The sequence below is a fragment of the Rhodovibrio sodomensis genome (assembly GCF_016583645.1).
GTDB classification, from domain to species: domain Bacteria; phylum Pseudomonadota; class Alphaproteobacteria; order Kiloniellales; family Rhodovibrionaceae; genus Rhodovibrio; species Rhodovibrio sodomensis.
In genome coordinates, this window is record NZ_NRRL01000031.1 from 1 (window position 1) to 15,848 (window position 15,848).

General features: G+C 68.8%; 19 protein-coding genes and 1 pseudogene. 10 read left to right on the forward strand and 10 right to left on the reverse strand.

From position 1 onward, the window contains the following. The 8 genes and pseudogenes from CKO28_RS28875 to CKO28_RS12580 all read right to left on the reverse strand — a co-directional run. Positions 1-646: pseudogene (locus tag CKO28_RS28875) on the reverse strand (hypothetical protein); the annotation flags it as partial. 4 nt (positions 647-650) lie between these two features. Continuing rightward, positions 651-1,055 (reverse strand): ExbD/TolR family protein, encoded by a 405-nt coding sequence (locus CKO28_RS12550; protein ID WP_200341129.1) that lies wholly within the window; start codon positions 1,053-1,055, stop codon positions 651-653. Next, entirely contained in the window at positions 1,052-1,483 is a 432-nt protein-coding gene (locus CKO28_RS12555; RefSeq protein ID WP_200341130.1) for an ExbD/TolR family protein, read from the reverse strand. The genes CKO28_RS12550 and CKO28_RS12555 overlap by 4 nt, the downstream gene beginning before the upstream one ends. Then, positions 1,443-2,159, reverse strand: coding sequence for a MotA/TolQ/ExbB proton channel family protein (locus CKO28_RS12560; protein WP_200341131.1), 717 nt, complete (start codon positions 2,157-2,159; stop codon positions 1,443-1,445). The genes CKO28_RS12555 and CKO28_RS12560 overlap by 41 nt, the downstream gene beginning before the upstream one ends. A 177-nt stretch (positions 2,160-2,336) precedes the next feature. After that, complete coding sequence (locus tag CKO28_RS12565) at positions 2,337-2,756, reverse strand: Tat pathway signal sequence domain protein (RefSeq protein ID WP_200341132.1); 420 nt, start codon at positions 2,754-2,756, stop codon at positions 2,337-2,339. 185 nt (positions 2,757-2,941) lie between these two features. After that, positions 2,942-3,379 (reverse strand): SRPBCC family protein, encoded by a 438-nt coding sequence (locus tag CKO28_RS12570; protein ID WP_200341133.1) that lies wholly within the window; start codon positions 3,377-3,379, stop codon positions 2,942-2,944. A 73-nt stretch (positions 3,380-3,452) separates the two neighbouring features. Next, positions 3,453-4,652 (reverse strand): Tm-1-like ATP-binding domain-containing protein, encoded by a 1,200-nt coding sequence (locus CKO28_RS12575; protein WP_200341134.1) that lies wholly within the window; start codon positions 4,650-4,652, stop codon positions 3,453-3,455. A gap of 631 nt (positions 4,653-5,283) precedes the next feature. Further along, positions 5,284-5,505 (reverse strand): hypothetical protein, encoded by a 222-nt coding sequence (locus CKO28_RS12580; protein ID WP_200341135.1) that lies wholly within the window; start codon positions 5,503-5,505, stop codon positions 5,284-5,286. A gap of 408 nt (positions 5,506-5,913) precedes the next feature. Between CKO28_RS12580 and CKO28_RS12585 the strand changes: the two genes are divergently transcribed. Both CKO28_RS12585 and CKO28_RS12590 read left to right on the forward strand, forming a co-directional pair. Further along, positions 5,914-6,069 (forward strand): hypothetical protein, encoded by a 156-nt coding sequence (locus CKO28_RS12585; RefSeq protein WP_200341136.1) that lies wholly within the window; start codon positions 5,914-5,916, stop codon positions 6,067-6,069. A gap of 236 nt (positions 6,070-6,305) precedes the next feature. Beyond that, positions 6,306-6,506 carry a hypothetical protein gene (locus tag CKO28_RS12590; RefSeq protein ID WP_200341137.1) on the forward strand — a complete coding sequence of 67 codons (201 nt, stop codon included), beginning with the start codon at positions 6,306-6,308 and terminating at the stop codon, positions 6,504-6,506. A gap of 225 nt (positions 6,507-6,731) precedes the next feature. Here the strand turns inward: CKO28_RS12590 and CKO28_RS12595 are convergent, their stop codons facing one another. Further along, a complete protein-coding gene (locus tag CKO28_RS12595) occupies positions 6,732-7,079 on the reverse strand; it encodes a hypothetical protein (protein WP_200341138.1) in 348 nt (115 codons plus the stop codon). A 262-nt stretch (positions 7,080-7,341) separates the two neighbouring features. Next, positions 7,342-8,223: a helix-turn-helix transcriptional regulator gene (locus tag CKO28_RS12600; RefSeq protein ID WP_242480529.1), complete on the reverse strand. Its 882-nt coding sequence runs from the start codon at positions 8,221-8,223 to the stop codon at positions 7,342-7,344. A 329-nt stretch (positions 8,224-8,552) separates the two neighbouring features. Here CKO28_RS12600 and CKO28_RS12605 point away from each other — a divergent pair, with 329 nt between their 5' ends. The 8 genes from CKO28_RS12605 to CKO28_RS12640 all read left to right on the forward strand — a co-directional run bounded on the left by CKO28_RS12605 (position 8,553) and on the right by CKO28_RS12640 (position 15,760). Beyond that, positions 8,553-9,794 (forward strand): ABC transporter substrate-binding protein, encoded by a 1,242-nt coding sequence (locus tag CKO28_RS12605; protein ID WP_200341139.1) that lies wholly within the window; start codon positions 8,553-8,555, stop codon positions 9,792-9,794. 108 nt (positions 9,795-9,902) lie between these two features. Beyond that, entirely contained in the window at positions 9,903-10,658 is a 756-nt protein-coding gene (locus CKO28_RS12610; RefSeq protein WP_200341140.1) for an ABC transporter ATP-binding protein, read from the forward strand. Next, entirely contained in the window at positions 10,655-11,380 is a 726-nt protein-coding gene (locus tag CKO28_RS12615) for an ABC transporter ATP-binding protein (protein WP_242480530.1), read from the forward strand. The genes CKO28_RS12610 and CKO28_RS12615 overlap by 4 nt, the downstream gene beginning before the upstream one ends. A 55-nt stretch (positions 11,381-11,435) precedes the next feature. Continuing rightward, positions 11,436-12,350 (forward strand): branched-chain amino acid ABC transporter permease, encoded by a 915-nt coding sequence (locus CKO28_RS12620; protein WP_200341141.1) that lies wholly within the window; start codon positions 11,436-11,438, stop codon positions 12,348-12,350. An 8-nt stretch (positions 12,351-12,358) separates the two neighbouring features. Then, positions 12,359-13,459: a branched-chain amino acid ABC transporter permease gene (locus tag CKO28_RS12625; protein ID WP_200341142.1), complete on the forward strand. Its 1,101-nt coding sequence runs from the start codon at positions 12,359-12,361 to the stop codon at positions 13,457-13,459. A 48-nt stretch (positions 13,460-13,507) separates the two neighbouring features. Further along, positions 13,508-14,344, forward strand: a complete 837-nt coding sequence (locus CKO28_RS12630; protein ID WP_200341143.1) for a phosphoenolpyruvate hydrolase family protein — start codon at positions 13,508-13,510, stop codon at positions 14,342-14,344. Positions 14,345-14,372: 28 nt separating this feature from the next. Next, on the forward strand, positions 14,373-14,813 hold the full coding sequence (locus CKO28_RS12635) for an SRPBCC family protein (RefSeq protein ID WP_242480531.1): 441 nt from the start codon (positions 14,373-14,375) through the stop codon (positions 14,811-14,813). Positions 14,814-14,899: 86 nt separating this feature from the next. Next, complete coding sequence (locus CKO28_RS12640; RefSeq protein WP_200341144.1) at positions 14,900-15,760, forward strand: CbiX/SirB N-terminal domain-containing protein; 861 nt, start codon at positions 14,900-14,902, stop codon at positions 15,758-15,760. The last annotated feature ends 88 nt before the right edge of the window (positions 15,761-15,848 follow it).

Genomic DNA, 15,848 nt, shown 5'->3' on the forward strand with positions numbered 1-15,848 from the left:
CGGTGGGGTCGGACGGCGCCGGCTTGGCGGGCGGCGGCGCCGGCTCGGTCGCTTGCCGGGCGGTCTCGGCTGTCGTCTGGGTGATTGGCTCCGCCGCCTCCGCCGTCTTCGGGGCGACCGGCTGCGCGCGCGCCGGCGTCACCTCTTCGGCCGCGGCCGGCGCGGGCGCCTCGGGCGCCTCGGGCGCCGCTGCGGGTTGCTCGGCGCCGGCGATCTCCGGGTTCGATAGGTCGCGCGCGGCGACGTGCGGGCTGGCCGGCGCGGCCGTATCGGGTGCGATCTCCGCGACGTCGGCGGCGGGCGGTAGCGTCGGCTGGGCCGGCTCCGGGGCCGGCGCGCTGGCCGCCTCGGGGGGTGTCTCCGGGGCGGCCTGGAGTGGGGCGGTGTGCGCGGCGGTCGGCGTCGGCGCGACCGGATCGCTTGTTTCCGGTGGTGCGGCGGGCTTGGCGGTTGCGTCGGGCGCGTCGACCGCGCGGGCGGCGGTGCCCGGCGCCCCGCCGGCCGGGCCGAGGTCGACCTTGAGGCCGCCGCGTCCGGCGCCTTGCGCGCCCGAGGACGGGGCCTGCCAGAACACCGCCACGCCGGCGAGGTGGACCAGCGCGGCGGCGCCTGCCGCGGCGATCAGATGGCGTCCGCGCAGCTGCATGATCTCATCGACCGTCGGGCACGGTGGTGAGCAGCGTGACCCGCGCCACGCCCGCCCGGCGCAGGGCGTCCATCACCGCGATCACGCGGTTCGCCTCGGCCGCCTTGTCGCTCTTCAGCCGCACCACCGTCTCGCCCTCGCCAAGACCCGCCCGCACCGCGGTCTCCAGCGCATCCAGCGCCATCACCTGGTTGCCGAGCGCGGTCTTGCCGTCCGGGCCGACGTACACCGTGACCGGCCGCCCGGTCGGGGCGCGCGCGCTCTCGGAACTTGGCGGGGTCAGGTCGAACGGGTCCTGCTGGCCCAGCTTGCCGGCCAGCATGAAGAAGATCAGCAGCAGGAACACGACGTTGATCAGCGGGATCGTGTTCTCCGGCGCGCTGCGCCTGGGCGGACGCCGCAGCTTCATCGCTGGCCGCCCGCGCCGCGCAGCAGCTGGACCCGATCCAGGCCGGCGTTGCGCGCCGCGTCCAGCAGGTCGATCGCGTCCTGCATCGCGACACCGGCCGCGGGCTGGATCAGCAGGCGCGCCTCCGGCCGCGCGCGCACCGCGTCGCGCAGGCGCGCTTGCAGGCCCGAACGCGCCACCGGGCGGCCGTTGAGGTCGAGCGACCCGTCACCGCCGATCCGCAGCAGCAGGGCGCCGGTTTCGCCGCCGGAGGTGCCGGCGGTCGCCGGGGCCCGCAGCTCGATCGCGCGCCAGTCCAGGAAGCTGGAGGCCAGCATGAAGAACACCAGCAGGATGAACACGACGTCGATCAGCGGGGTCAGGCTGATGTAGGGGCGGCGCGTGGCGTTACTGCGCAGCTTGAGCGTGGAAGACCTGGGCGCGCTCATCGTCGGTATCCCATGTGATCGCCGCGTCGGCGGTGTAGACCCGGGTCACCGCGTCCTCCATCGCATGGGTGACCCGCTCGATCCGGCGGTCGAGCCAGTTCGCCGTGGCGGTCGCGGGAATCGCAACGGCGAGGCCGACGGCCGTGGTCATCAGGGCCGCCCAGATCCCGCCGGACAGGACGGCTGGATCGACCTGGCTGCCGGCGGCCTCCATCGCCTGGAACGCGTCGATCATGCCGAGCACGGTGCCGAACAGGCCGAGCAGCGGGCTCAGGGTCGCGATCACCTCCAGGATCCGAAGGTGCGAGCGCAGGTTCTCGATCTGCGCGGCCGCCCGCCGGGCCGTCTCTTCGCGCAGCAGGCTGCGGTCGGCGGTCGTTTGCCGTTCCGCCCGGATCGCTTCGGCGACCGTCTGCGCGACCGGGTTGCGCCGCCGGTCCAGCACGGACAATGCCTGCAAGCGGTCGCCCCGTCGGTAGGCGCTCAGCGCGCGCTCGACCGGCGCCATGTCGGCGAGCCGAAGCACGCGGAACTGCACCAGCTTGGCGATCACGACCGCGAGGGCGACGACCGAGAGCAGCAGCAGGATCGCGACCACGGGCCCGCCCAGGCGCAGGGTGTCGATCGCGCCCTGCAGCGCGCCGGCACCGCCGTCGATGAGCTTGTCCGGAATCACGGCCGGTCCCTTCCCTCCGGTTTCTCTCGAACGCGCGCCGCGGCCGGAATATAATGAGAATGCAGTGCAATTGCAACAAGCGCGGCCGCGCCGGTCGCCGCGCGGTCGCGCGCCGCAAGGCGCGGCGGGGACGTTCAGAGCTCAGCCGGGCGGGCGAGCGCCGGCAATGAACTGCGGTTATTTGATGAAGGTCGCCTCGGTGCGGGACGACGGCGCGGTCATGGCGGTGCAGTCCGGCTGGCTGTCGCCGCCGGTGTCGCACGCCATCACGCTGTTCAGCAGGACGCGGCGAATGCCGCCGCAGCTAACGCCGTCGATGTCGAACAGCTTGACGCTGGTCTTGCCGGCCGGCAGCGGGCCCGCCGCCACCGCGACGCGCTTGGCGATCACACCGTCGGTGTCGAACATCACGGGGTCGAGCTTGAACGGGTCGAACGCCGTCCCGGTGCGGTTCTCGAACACGAGGTAGGCCCGGCACGCCGCGCCGACCGGCTCCAGTTTGTTCAATTCGACCCGGATCCCATCGTCCTGGGCGCGCGCGGCACCGGCGAGGGCGAGGCCCGCGAGGGCCAGGCCGGCGACAGCAAGCTTGTTCATATCCGGGCGTCCCCTGGCGGCGGTGTCGTGCGCGCCGATACGGGTTAGGCCCGGGCTCAGCCGGGCGCCCGGTTTCGCGGCGCGTCTGAGCGCCCCGGATAATGCAAACGAGGTGCAGTTGCAATAAGCAGGCTCGGAAAACCGCCGGCCGGGCTTCGGTCGAGGGGCGAGGGGCGCGTGTCCACTTACCCGCCGAACCGATCCTTGAGCGCGTCGAAGCCGCCCTGGAAGACGCCGTTGCCGACCGTCTCCACGAGGTTTGCCGCGTCATCGGGCGCGCACTCGAACTCGGCCGTCCACTCGGCGTAGCAGCGCGCGCCGTCGGTGATCGGCAGCAGCCGCAGCACCGCGACGTAGTTCCACAGCGGCATCGGCGATTCCAGGATGCCGTAGACACAGCGCCGGGCCCGGTCGTCCAGGCCCAGCAGCTGCTCGCGCAGCTGGCCGCCGTCGGTCAGCGTGAAGTTGCGCACGCAGCCGACCGCGTCGCCCGGCAGGCCGTCCTCGATCCGGCTTTCGGCGATTCCCGGGTGCCAGTCGGGCAGGGCGTTGAAATCCCGGATCGCCGCCCAGACGCGGTCCGCGTCGGCCGGGATCACCGAGCTCGTGAATACGCTGGGCATGGCGGCGTCCTCCTCGTCGGGCGTCGGGGCGGCTCGGGGCCGGCCCGAAGTGGGCATGAGTCGCCGGGCGCGCTCAGGTCCGGGTAACCTCGTGGAACGTCTTCACCAGCGCCTCGGCGAACGCGGGGTCGTTGACGTTGTGCGGCAGGCGGATCAGGCGGCGGCGGTCGGTCTGCTGCACCGTCGCCTCGAGCGCGGCGAACAGTTCGGCGTCGGCCTCCGGGTCGTGGAACGGCTGGCCCGGCGCATCGATCGCCGAGACGCCGCCTTCCGGCAGCAGGAAGCGCACCGGCCCGTCGCACGCGTTCAGCTTGTGGCCGATCCACTCGCCCATCCGCCGGTTCTCCTCCGGCGTCGTCCGCATCAGCGTGATCTGCGGGTTGTGGACGTAGAGGTTGCGGTCCTTGTAGCGCTCCGGAACGGTCTCCTTGGCGCCGAAGTTGACCATGTCGAGCGCGCCGCAGGAGCCGACGTAGGGCACGCCGGTGCGCGCGATCGCGCCCAGCCGGTCGTCGCCGGCGGGGAACACCCCGCCCATCAACAGGTCGCAGACTTCCGTCGTGGTGAGGTCGATGACGTAGGGGACCAGCCCGGATTCGACCAGCTTCTCCATCGATTGGCCGCCCGTGCCGGTGGCATGGAACACCAGGCAGTCGTAGGCGTCGCCCAGCTCGTCGGTGACCTGCTGCACGCACGCGGTGGTGACGCCGAACATGGTGATGCCGACCGCCGGCTTGCTGTCGGCGGCGGCCGGCAGGCTGTTCGCCAGCATCCCGGCCAGCGCGTGCGCGGCGTTCGCCAGCACGACCCGGGAGATCCGGTTCAGGCCCTGCACGTCGGTGACCGAGTACATCATCGCGATGTCGCTGGGCCCGACATAGGGCGCGACGTTGCCGGAGGCGACCGTGGACACCAGCAGCTTGGGCACCCCGATCGGCAGCGCGCGCATCGCCGGCGCCACCAGCGCCGTCCCGCCGGAGCCGCCGGCGCTGATCATCCCGGCGATGTCGTCGCGGGCGCGCACGAAGCGCTCGAACGCCACGCTCATCGCGGCGATCGCCTGCCCGCGGTCGGTCAGACCGAGCACCGCCTCGGCGCCGTCCGGATGGTGGCCGGCGACCTCGCGCGCGCCGATGTCGGCGTCCGCCGCCGGGTCGGCCGTGCCCAGATCGACCAGCGTCGTCCCGACGCCGGCCGCCTCGATCCGGTCGCGCAGATAGCGCAGTTCCGGGCCCTTGGTATCCAGGGTCCCGACCACGAAGGCTGTCGGCATGCCGTTGTCCTCCCCAGGCGGTGCGCGCCGATCTGATGCCAGCGTTGCAAACCCGGGTTAGAGTGAGGCCGTTTGCAGCCCGGCGCAAGCGGTGGCAGCGCGGAGATGGTCCTGGGCGTGTGGCCCAGATGGACGCAAACCCACGCGGCAAGGACGACCCGGGCGCGGCTGATCGGTCCGGACAACCGCGTGGGCACGGCGTCACCCGAGGGGGTCGCGCCAGTAGTGTCCCTGTTCTTGCCAGAGCTATGTCGAGACGTGAGACATCCACCCTTAACGGAGGGGGACAGGCAGGGCCTGGCTTAACTGCGTGTTTCGTATGCGATCCAGGCAATCAAGATAGGCGAAGCGAGAACGAACGCCAGCAGCAACCACAAGGGTTTGTCCGGGTAAAGGAGGCTCTGGAGCCCAGTGAGGATGAATATGATGGGCAGGCTGTACGACACGATTTGGCTCATTCTGACAACCTTTGATGGGTAGTGTGCGGCGCGCGCGACTTGCCGGAACGCCGACTCAGCTTGCTGGCCGACCCTCCGCGCCAACGCTTCGAAGAGAGCGCCGGACTGCGCGCCTGGTTTCGCGAAGACCCAAGGTCTCACGCTATCTGTAGAGAGCGATCAGCCGGGCGGGCCTAATCGATTTGTCCGCGCCAGCGCGCCACTGCCGCCATCAGGCCGCCGATGGAGAACATGCAGATCAGCATGATCAGGCCCGGTTCCCAGCCGTGCTGTCGAAATTCCTCGGGGGTCGGCCACAGCGCATTCGCGATCAGAAGACCCGCGACGCCTCCGCCCAAAACACTCGTGACGACGACCACGTTGCAAATTCGATCTTGGTGCAGTCGTTGCTGCATGGCGAACCGATCCTTTATTGTTAAACTTATGCTAGTCCTACATAGCCGTTGCCGGTTAGTCGAGGTTAAATAGACGGCGATATATAGGAAATTATTTGGAAGAAATTTGACAGCATGAGCCCTATCGCGGCCGTCCGCTGAACCCATGGGCCGTCGGGCCGTCCGTTCTTCGTGGCACTAATTTAAATCGGTCACCGGGTTGCAACCCGGGCGGCACCGCCGCTTGGGGGCTTCGAACACGTCTATCTGATGCGCCGGGCATCTCCACAAAATCTGCAAGATTGCCGCCTTTAAGAGGGAGAAAAGGTTGATGACATCAGTTAGCCATAAGAGGTGGTCAAGTGAATTAGCCGAAGGCCCAAAGGCAAGGGCCATTTGTTGCGCTCATCGAAGGAGGATGTTGAAGCCATGAAACGGATAAGCTTGACGGATGAGGATCATAATCCCCGGCGTATTTTTAATCGGCGGGTCGAATGGCCGTTGGCGCTGCTTTTTGCTGCGGTCCCGCTTCTCGCGATCGTCGCCGTCGTCAAGAACGTCTTATTGGCTGGTGGCGGGGCGTGATAGCCCCGCTACCGCGTTTTGTGCCGCCAAGTCCGGTTACCGCATTCCAGCGCGAATGCTTGGCCAGCAGCCTTTGGGCTGGCTAGAGCAAGATGCTGAAAGGTGAAGCCACCTTTCAGCTGAATCTTGCTCTAGGCGCGCGGCTGAAGGCTGAGAGTGTACCTTCATCAGGGGCGCCGACCGGGCAGCGTACCCGAACCTGCGCGCTGTGACACCGATCTTGCCGGGACAGCACCGTGCGCAAGCTCCTTCGCGCATTCGACACGTCCGCTGGCAACCGCGCTTTGACCATCGCAGCCGCCCTTGGCTTGGCGTCGGTTGCGCCTGGCTTTAACGCGAACGCTGCCGGACAGCTGAGCATCAACGGGCGGGGCCAGGATTGCGATGTCGCGGGAATTCCGATGCCCGAAGCCGAAATCTCGGCGGCGCGATTGTAGCGGGTTCGAACCTGACGGCCGCCACTCTGACCGGTGCCGACCAGCGACGCGGTGATCTCCCACGCGACATACCGCTGACCAACCAGACCCTCAGGTCAGGGTCGGCGTCCGGGAGCGCGGGGGCGATCGATCCGTCCATGATGCGTGGGCGGGGATGATGCGCGATCGAGGATGCCCGCAATACCCTGGGAGGCGGTCCCAACCACCTCCCAGGGGCTGCCGGGATCAGGCCGGCTGCAGGGCATCGTCGCATGCGTCCACGACGTCCTCGTGAAAGCTGGCGTCGTTCGGCAGCTGAGGCGTGAACTGCTTCGCGAGTTCGCTGCGATTTTCGTTATCCCAGCCTTCAAGCTTCGCCATCTTCATGTTCTTTGTCTGGGTCCAGAATTTCTCTGCATTCGCCTCGCAGACCTGGGCGAGCGTCTGGACCTTGGCCTGATGCACGTTCTCGGCCATTGCGCCGGCGGTGTAGACCCAGTTCAAGCTGAACGCGACGATCGCCGCAACGACGATCCCGCCGATAGCGCCGGCGACGACGGGCTTCAACCGGGTTAGCGTGTCTTGTACGTTCATAACGCCCTCCTTCTTGATAATATTTCCGCTTTTAAACGTAAATGTGGTTGGTGAACCAATAGCCGCAACCCCAGTCAATGTGACGATTCTTTGATGAGATATGACGAAAATTTCGGCCCACGACGCAATCAGGCACGAACTTAAAGGTAACGAACCAAGGTTGCTTGCGGCCGTGGCGCGCATCGGCCGACACCGGCCCCGCCCGGCAGGTCGGCTGTGCCCTGGAAAACACCCGACAGGTGTGTCCGCCGACTCCCGGCGCCTACCTGGGACCCGCCGTCGGATCGGCGCCCACCTGCCGGACCTCGGACTGCAGGCGGAAGTCGGAGGGGGCGATGCCGGTCATGCGTTTGAAGGTCTTCGAGAAGGCGAACGGGTTTTGGTAGCCCACGCTGTGGGCGATCGCTTCGATGCTGACCGGGGTGGTCGCCAGCTTGTGCGCGGCGTGCTGCATGCGCAGGTGGGTCAGCTGCTGCATCGGGCTGCGGCCGAACGAGCGCTGGCAGATCCGGCGCAGATGCTCGCTGCTGACGTTGGCGACCGCCGCCATCGCCTCGACCGTCCAGCGCCGCTCCAGATCGGCGCGGACCTGTTCCAGAACGGCGACGATCCGCGGGTCGCTGCGCCAGGGATCGGCGAACCGGGCGACGTAGCGCTCGATGCTGTCGACCCAGAGCGCGCAGTTGCCGGGATCGCGGTCGCCCTCGAACACCTCGTGGTACAGCCCGAGCACCGCGTGCTGCAGCGGCTCCGCGCGGTAGTGCCCCATCACCGGCGCCATCGTGCCGACGACCGAACGCGGCGCGCTCGGCATGTAGCGCAGCCAGCAGTACTGCCAGCGGGTGTGCGGGACGGCGTGGAAGGCGTGCAGCCCGTGCGCCGGCGCGAACGACATCATGCCCGGGCGCATCGTGCGCCACCGGCCGTCCAGCAGCATCTGCCCCTCGCCGCCCAGGCCGGCGTGCACGTAGGCGCCGCTCAGGTGCAGGCGGACGATCTTGTACGGCACCGCGGCGTCGCCCACGCCGACGTGGGAGATGTGCCGGCTGGCCAGGGTCGGGCAGTCCTGGGCGCGCACGATCCACTGCACCGTGTCGTCGCCGACGATGTGGGTTTCAGACAGGTCGTCGTGTTTTGCGGCCATGGCGCGGCGGGTGATCCGGGCGTAACGTCATCAACGATCGTAGCGTGGCGAACGGGGCGATCGGAAAGGTTGGCACCCCGATAACGGGGCAGACTACGCCAATCCGCTCCGGATGCGCCAGGGCGGCGCGGGCTGTTGGCCCCTCCGTCACGTCTGGCTGCGGCGTGCTGTGAACGGCTGGGCCGGGCATGGCGGGGCGCATACGGATATGTGCGAAACGATCCAAGTGGTCTGATGAGTGTCCGGGCGGCAACGCAGCGGCGCCGCGCAAGAACCACGAGCGACACGTCGTGACTCGGGTGGTAAGCGTTTAAGGAAGGACGAAGTCCATGAAATTACCCGCTAAATTGAGCGGTGCCGCGATCGCGTGCGGTGCTGCGCTCGCGCTCGCCGGTGCGCCGGCGTCCGCGCAGGACAAGGAGCCGATCCGGATCGGCGTGATGTCGAGCCTGAGCGGCGCGTTCGCCCAGATGGGCCAGGACGGCGTCGACGGCGTCCGGATGGCGTTCGACGAGGTCAACAACGAGATCGCCGGCCGGCCGGTCGAGCTGTTCGTCGAGGACAGCGCGATGAACCCCAGCACGGCCGTCGAGAAGACGCGCGCGCTGGTCAACCGCGACGGCGCCCAGCTGGTGCTCGGCCCGCTGTCCGGCGCCGCCGGTCTGGCGGTCAAGAACGGGGCCGACGAGTTCCCGAACGCGACCATCATCGTCGCCGGGTCGGCCGCCGAGGACATCACCATGCGCGGGATCGCGCCGAACGTGTTCCGGACGTCCTACACCGGCGCGCAGCCGACCTTCCCGCTCGGCAACTACGCCTACCAGCAGGGCTACCGCAAGGTCGCCATCGTGGCCGAGGATTACGCCTTCCCGTACGCGCAGGTGGGCGGCTTCATGAAGACCTTCTGCGCGCTCGGCGGCACCGTCACCGAGAAGTTCTGGGTGCCCATCGGGACCAGCGACTACAGCTCGATCGTGGCGCAGATCCCGCAGGACATCGACGCGCTGTTCGTCGCCCTGGGCGGCACCGACGCGGTCAACTTCATCAAGCAGATGGACCAGTTCGGCCTGCTCGATCAGATCGACATCCTGGGCGGCACCGTGACCGTCGACGGCACCCAGCTGGCCTCGATCGGCCCGCTGATGGAGGGCGTCGTCTCCGGCTCGATCATGTCCGGCCAGCTGGAGAACGAAGCGTTCAAGGAGCTCGACCGCAAGTTCCAGGAGCTGCGCGGCCGTCCGCCGTCCTTGTTCGTGGAGAACTACTACCGCGCGGCGAAGTGGGCGATCCTGGCGCTGCAGGACATCGAAGGCCGGATCGAGGATCAGGAAGCGTTCCGTGAGGAACTGCTGCAGACCAGCTTCCAGGCGCCGGGCTCGTTCGTGTCGTTCGACAAGTACCACAACGTGGTTCCGGACGTGTACCTGAACCGCGTGCAGAAGGTGGACGGCCAGTGGCGCAACGTGCCGATCCGCACCTACTCGCGGGTCAGCCAGTTCTGGACCTTCGACCCGGAAGAGTACCAGGCCGCGCCGCCGTACGACCGCGACACGCCGAGCTGCCCCGGTTAAGCCCCCGCCCCAGAGCCAGGGCAAGATTAGCGCGGAAGGTTGCTTAGACCTTCCGCGGTCTTGCCCTGGCGGCACGGCTTGAACGGGACGACAACGAGGCGTTTCTCGATGACGGCTGCACTTCAACTGCACGGGATCACCAGGCAATTCGGCGGCGTGACGGCGGTCAGCAACGTCGACTTGCGGCTGGAGCCTGGTGAGCGCTGTGCCCTGCTCGGACCCAACGGCGCAGGCAAGACGACCCTGTTCAACGTGATCGCCGGGGACATCACGCCCTCGTCCGGACGCATCGAATTGTTCGGCGAGGACGTAACCCGGCACACGGTGGCAGCCCGGGTCTGGCGCGGCCTGCGGCGGACCTACCAGAAGTCGGCTCTGTTCGACCAGTTGAGCGTTGCCGAGAACCTGTTCCTCGGCGCCCTCGGACCGGGCGGCCGCGGGCATCTCACCGTGACCCACGGCCTGACGGCGCAGCGCCAGCGCTGGCGGGTCGTGGAGCGGACGGCGGACCGGGTCGGCTTGGCGGACCGCCTGATGACCCCGGCCCACGCGCTCTCTCACGGCGAGCGCCGGCAGCTGGAGATCGGGCTGGCGCTGGGCCAGGAGTCCCGGCTGATCCTGCTGGACGAACCGGCGGCCGGCTTGTCGCCGGACGAGCGCACGACGCTCACCGAGCTGCTCAAGGGCCTGTCGCGCGACAGTGCGCTGGTGATGATCGAACACGACATGGACATGGCGCTGGCGCTCACCGAACGGGTGGTCGTGCTGTCCGACGGCGCGCTGGTCGCCGAGGGCACGCCGGACCAGATCGCCGACGATCCGATGGTGCGCGAGGTCTACCTCGGCGCGGGAGGGTCGGCATGAGCGCGGAGCTGCTCGCGGTCGACGACCTGCACGTCTACTACGGCTCGGCGCACGTGCTGCAGGGCATCAGCCTGACCCACCGCGGCGGCGTGCTGGGCCTGCTCGGGCGCAACGGCATGGGCAAGACCACGCTGGCCCGGGCGATCATGGGGCTGGTCCCGGTCAACGGCGGCACGGTCAGTGTCGGCGGCAGGGCGATCACCAACCGGCCGCCCCACCGGGTGGCGCTGGAAGGCGTCGGCTACGTGCCGCAGGGCCGCGAGATCTTCCCGTCGCTGAGCGTGCACGAGCACCTGCAGATGCTGTCCGGGCGGCGCAAGGCCCGCGGCGGCGACGGCTGGACCCTGCAGGGCGTCTACGACATGTTCCCGCGGCTGCGCGAGCGCCACAACGTCTCCGCCGGGCACCTGTCGGGCGGCGAGCAGCAGATGCTGGCGATCGGCCGGGCGCTTTTGACCAACCCGTCGCTGCTGATCATGGACGAGCCCTCCGAAGGCCTGGCGCCGGTGATCGTCGATCCGCTGATCGACAAGCTGCGCGCGCTTGCGGACTCTGGCATGGCGATCCTGCTGATCGAGCAGAACCTGCGGATGGCGACCGCGGTCGCCGACCAGCTGTTGATCGTCTCCTCGGGGCGGATCGAGGCCAGCGTCGCGCCCAAGGAGCTGGAGGACGACGACCAGCTGCAGCACGATCTGCTCGGCGTCACCATGAAGGCATGATCCGGCGCGCCGCCGGCCGTCGGGCCCGGCGGCGCCGGACAGCGAGGACAGGCGAATGCCAAGCTATTTCCAATTCGTGCTCACCCTGATGAACGGCCTGACCTACGGGGCGCTGCTGTTCGTCATCGCCAGCGGCTTCACGCTGGTGTTCGGGCTGATGCGCGTGCTCAACCTCAGCCACGGCGCGATCTACCTGCTGGGCGGGTACGTCGGCTACACCGCCTCGACCACGGTGTCGCAGCTGCTGGCGCGGAGCGTGCCGGCGTTGCATCAGGCCGCCGGCGGCGGCTTCGGGTGGCTTCTGGGCGTGCTGGCGGCGGCGGTCGCCGGCGGCCTGGTGGCGCTCGTGCTGCAGCGACTGATCCGGAACGTCCACGGCGACCTGGCGCAGACCCTGCTGACCCTGGGCCTGGCGATCACCATCGGCGACTTATGCCTCTGGATCTGGGGCGGCCTGCCGCTGACGCTGGACGCGCCAGACGCGATCAGCCAGCCGGTGCGGATCGCCGGCATCCCGTATCCCGGTTACCGGCTGTTCGTGATCGGATTCGCGGTGCTCACGGGGGTCGGGCTTTACCTGCTGCTGTTCCGCTCGCAGCTCGGTCGGATCATCCGCGCCGGGGTCGACAACCGCGAGATGGTCGCGGCGGTCGGGATCAACATCGACCGGCTGTTCCTGACGGTGTTCATCCTGGGCGGCGCCCTGACCGGGGTCAGCGGCGCGATCGGCGGGACCTACCTCGCTTTCCAGCCCGGCACCGACTTCGACATCCTGACGGTCGCGCTGTTCGTGGTCGTGATCGGCGGGCTGGGCAGCCTGCTGGGGTCCAGCGTCGGGGCGCTGATCGTGGGCCTGATCGACAGTTTCGGCCGGGCCTACTTCAGCGAGCTGGCGATCTTTCTGCTGAGCGGAACGGTGATCCTGGTGCTGGCTTTCCGGACCCAGGGCCTGTTCGGCCGGGCCAACTAGAGGCACTGATGACCACGACACCCTCCTTCTCGGACAAGCGCGCCGGCGACGCCGCCGCCGCGACGGACAGCCTGCACGGCCGGCTGCGGGCGATCTCGGCGCGCCGGGTCCGGCGCGACCTGCTGCTCGGCCTGCTGGTGCTCGTTCCGGCGGCGCTGTATCCACTGGTCGGCTCGACCTTCCACGTGCAGCTGCTGACCAGCGGCCTGATCACCGGCCTGGTGGCGATGAGCTTCAGCCTGCTCGCCGGGTTCAGCGGCATGGTCTCGCTGGCGCAGATGGCGTTCTACGGCATCGCGGCCTACGTCGTGGCGATCGGCGGGCAGACCTACGGCCTGCCGCCGCTCGCCACGGTCCCGCTGGGGCTGCTCGCCGCGTGCCTGCTGGCGGCGCTGTTCGGGCTGATCGCGGTACGCTCCAGCGGCATCTACTTCTTGATCATGACGCTGGCGCTGCTGCAGATGTTCTTCGGTGTGGCGATGCAGTGGCAGTCGGTGACCGGCGGCTACAACGGCATTTCCGGGATCACGCGGCCGGAGCTGTTCGGCCTGTCGCTGCGCGACGCGGTGCCGCTCTACCTCTTGACCCTGGCGGTGTCCGCGCTTGCCTACGTCGGGTTGCGCTGGCTGTTGCAGACGCCGTTCGGGCTCAGCCTCCAGGGCATCCGCGACCGTCCCGAACGGATGCGCGCGCTCGGCTTCCGGGTCCAGCTGCACCGCTGGCTGCTGATGATCCTGTCCGGTCTGGTGGCCGGGATGGCCGGGATCCTGGGCGTCTACTACCACGGTGTCGTCAGCCCGGATGTCGCCGGCCTGACCGCCTCGCTGCTGCCGTTGCTGGCCGCGCTGGTCGGCGGCGTCTCCAGCCTGGTCGGCGGGCTGCTCGGCGGGATCTTCATCACCGTGCTGATCAGCGTGGTCAGCGCGCAGATGCAGCAGTGGTTCAATAGCAGCCATTACTGGACGGTGATCGGAATCTTCTTCATGGCGGTGGTGATCTACTGCCCGAACGGCGTGTTCGCCACGGATTCCAGAATTCGCGTGCTGCTGGCCCGCGCGCTCGGCCGGCGCGGCGGCGACGACGCGGATACCGCGCAGCAGCGGCGCTGACCCCTGGCTGCCAACAGCCGTAAGACAACCAGAAAAAGGACTTCGGACATGACGCACACCGATCGGACCGCGCTGCTGACCAAATTCCAGGAGATGGTGCGGCGTGGCGAGCCGATCGTCGGCGGCGGCGCGGGCACCGGCCTGTCGGCGAAGTGCGAGGAGGCCGGCGGCATCGACCTCATCGTGATCTACAACTCCGGGCGCTACCGGATGGCCGGGCGCGGCTCGCTGGCCGGCATGCTCGCCTTCGGCAACGCCAACGAGATCGTCCGCGAGATGGGCCGCGAGGTGCTGCCGGTGGTCAAGCACACCCCCGTCCTGGCCGGAGTGAACGGCACCGACCCGTTCGTGCTGATGGATCAGTTCCTGGCCGAACTCAAGCAGATGGGCTTCGCCGGGGTGCAGAACTTCCCGACCGTGGGGCTGATCGACGGCACCTTCCGCGCCAACCTGGAGGAGACCGGTCTGGGCTACGACCGCGAGGTCGAGATGATCCAGCGCGCGCACGCGCTCGGTCTGCTGACCACGCCCTACGTGTTCTCCGAGGCCGACGCGGAGGCGATGGCGAAGGCCGGCGCCGACATCATCGTCTGCCACCTGAGCCTGACCACCGGTGGCAGCATCGGCGCCGATACCGCGCTCAGCCTGGACGACTGCGTCGCCCGGATCGACGCTTGGGGCGCGGCCGCGCGGCGGGTCCGCGGGGACGTCATCGTGCTGTGCCACGGCGGCCCGATCGCGCAGCCGGAGGACGCCACCTACGTCCTCGAGCGGACGACCGGCTGTCACGGCTTCTACGGCGCCTCCAGCATGGAGCGGCTGCCGACCGAGCGCGCGCTGACCGAGCAGACGCAGCGCTTCAAGCGGATCCAGGCCAAGCGCTGAACCACCGACCGTATGGGGAGGGATACCGATGAAACTGGCGCGCGTGTACGTGACGGCCGTGCTGGAAGGCCCGATCGATCAGACCTGGCAGATCCTGCGCGACTTCAACGGCCTGCCGGACTACCACCCGCTGTTCGCCACCAGCCACATCGAGGACGGCAAGCCGGCCGATCAGATCGGCTGCGTCCGCAACTTCAAGGACCATCACGGCGGCCACCTGCGCGAGCAGCTGCTGGCGCTGTCCGACCGCGACTACCTGTGCAGCTACCAGATCCTGGAAGCGCACCTGCCGGTGCGGAACTACGTCTCGCAGATGAAGCTGTGGCCGGTCACCGAGAGCAACCGGACCTTCGGCGAATGGTGGGCCGAGTTCGAGGTCGACGACGCCGACCGCGAGGACACCATCGAAAAGGTGACCGACACCTTCCGGCTGGCGTTCCAGAGCGTTTCCGACCGGTTCGCCACCTAGATGTGAGCTTCCAACAGGGTGTCCACTCGGTCCCGACCGAGGAGACTGGTGATTGACAGATCATCAAACTCGCTCAGGGGGACCGAATGGACATCCACGAGAATGCCCGTCTGACATCGCACGGTCGGGCCTTGCTTGTGCGCCGCATTCTGGCGTTCGGCGAGACCCCGAAGGCCGTGGCCACGGCCTTCAGAGTCTCGACAAAAACCGCGCGCAAATGGGGCGCGCGCTTCCAGGACGAAGGCCCGGCGGTCGCGCTGTGCGCGCACGGCACGCGGGGTGCGGCGGGGACGGTCCAGGATCATGCGCGCGACCTCGCGCAGAGGCACGGGCACGACCTGGGCGAGGTCGGCGTCTGCGCCCTCTACGGTGCGCCGCGGCTGGAAGGCTGGCTCGACGGCCTGTCCGGCGGGTCGGTGCGGCTGGTGCCGTTCATGATGGCGGAAGGCTACACCTTCGACCGGCTGCGTGAACGCGTGGCGGCGCATGCCAACGGCCGGCACGTCGAGATCACGCGGCCGGTCGGGGTCCACCCGGACCTGGGCGGCCTGATCGCGCACAGCGCCCAGGCCCGCTGCGTTGCCGCCGGCTGGCGGCCGGAGCAGACCGCGCTGCTGCTGGTCGGCCACGGCACCCGCAAGCACGCCGCCTCCACCCAGACGGCGGAGGCGCACGTCGCCGGCCTGGCCGAGGCGGGCGCGTTCGCCGAGGTCGCCACCGCCTACCTGGATGACGATCCGAGCGTGGGCGACGCGCTCGCGCGGCTGCGGGCGCCCGCCTGCATCGCCGTGGGCTTCTTCACCGACGCCGGCGACCACGGGCGCGCGGATGTGCCCGAGCTGCTTGCCGACAGCCCGATGCCCACCGTGTACGCCGGCCCGATCGGTCCCGATCCGGTTCTGCAGCGGATCATCCTGGACCAGTTTCAGGCCGGCGCGCCTGACTGAGGTCGACCGGACCCTTCCGCGTTCGACCCCGCGTCCCGGTCCCCTGGACACCGGCGCGTCCGGGCTGGCCCGGCGCGTTCAGCGGTTG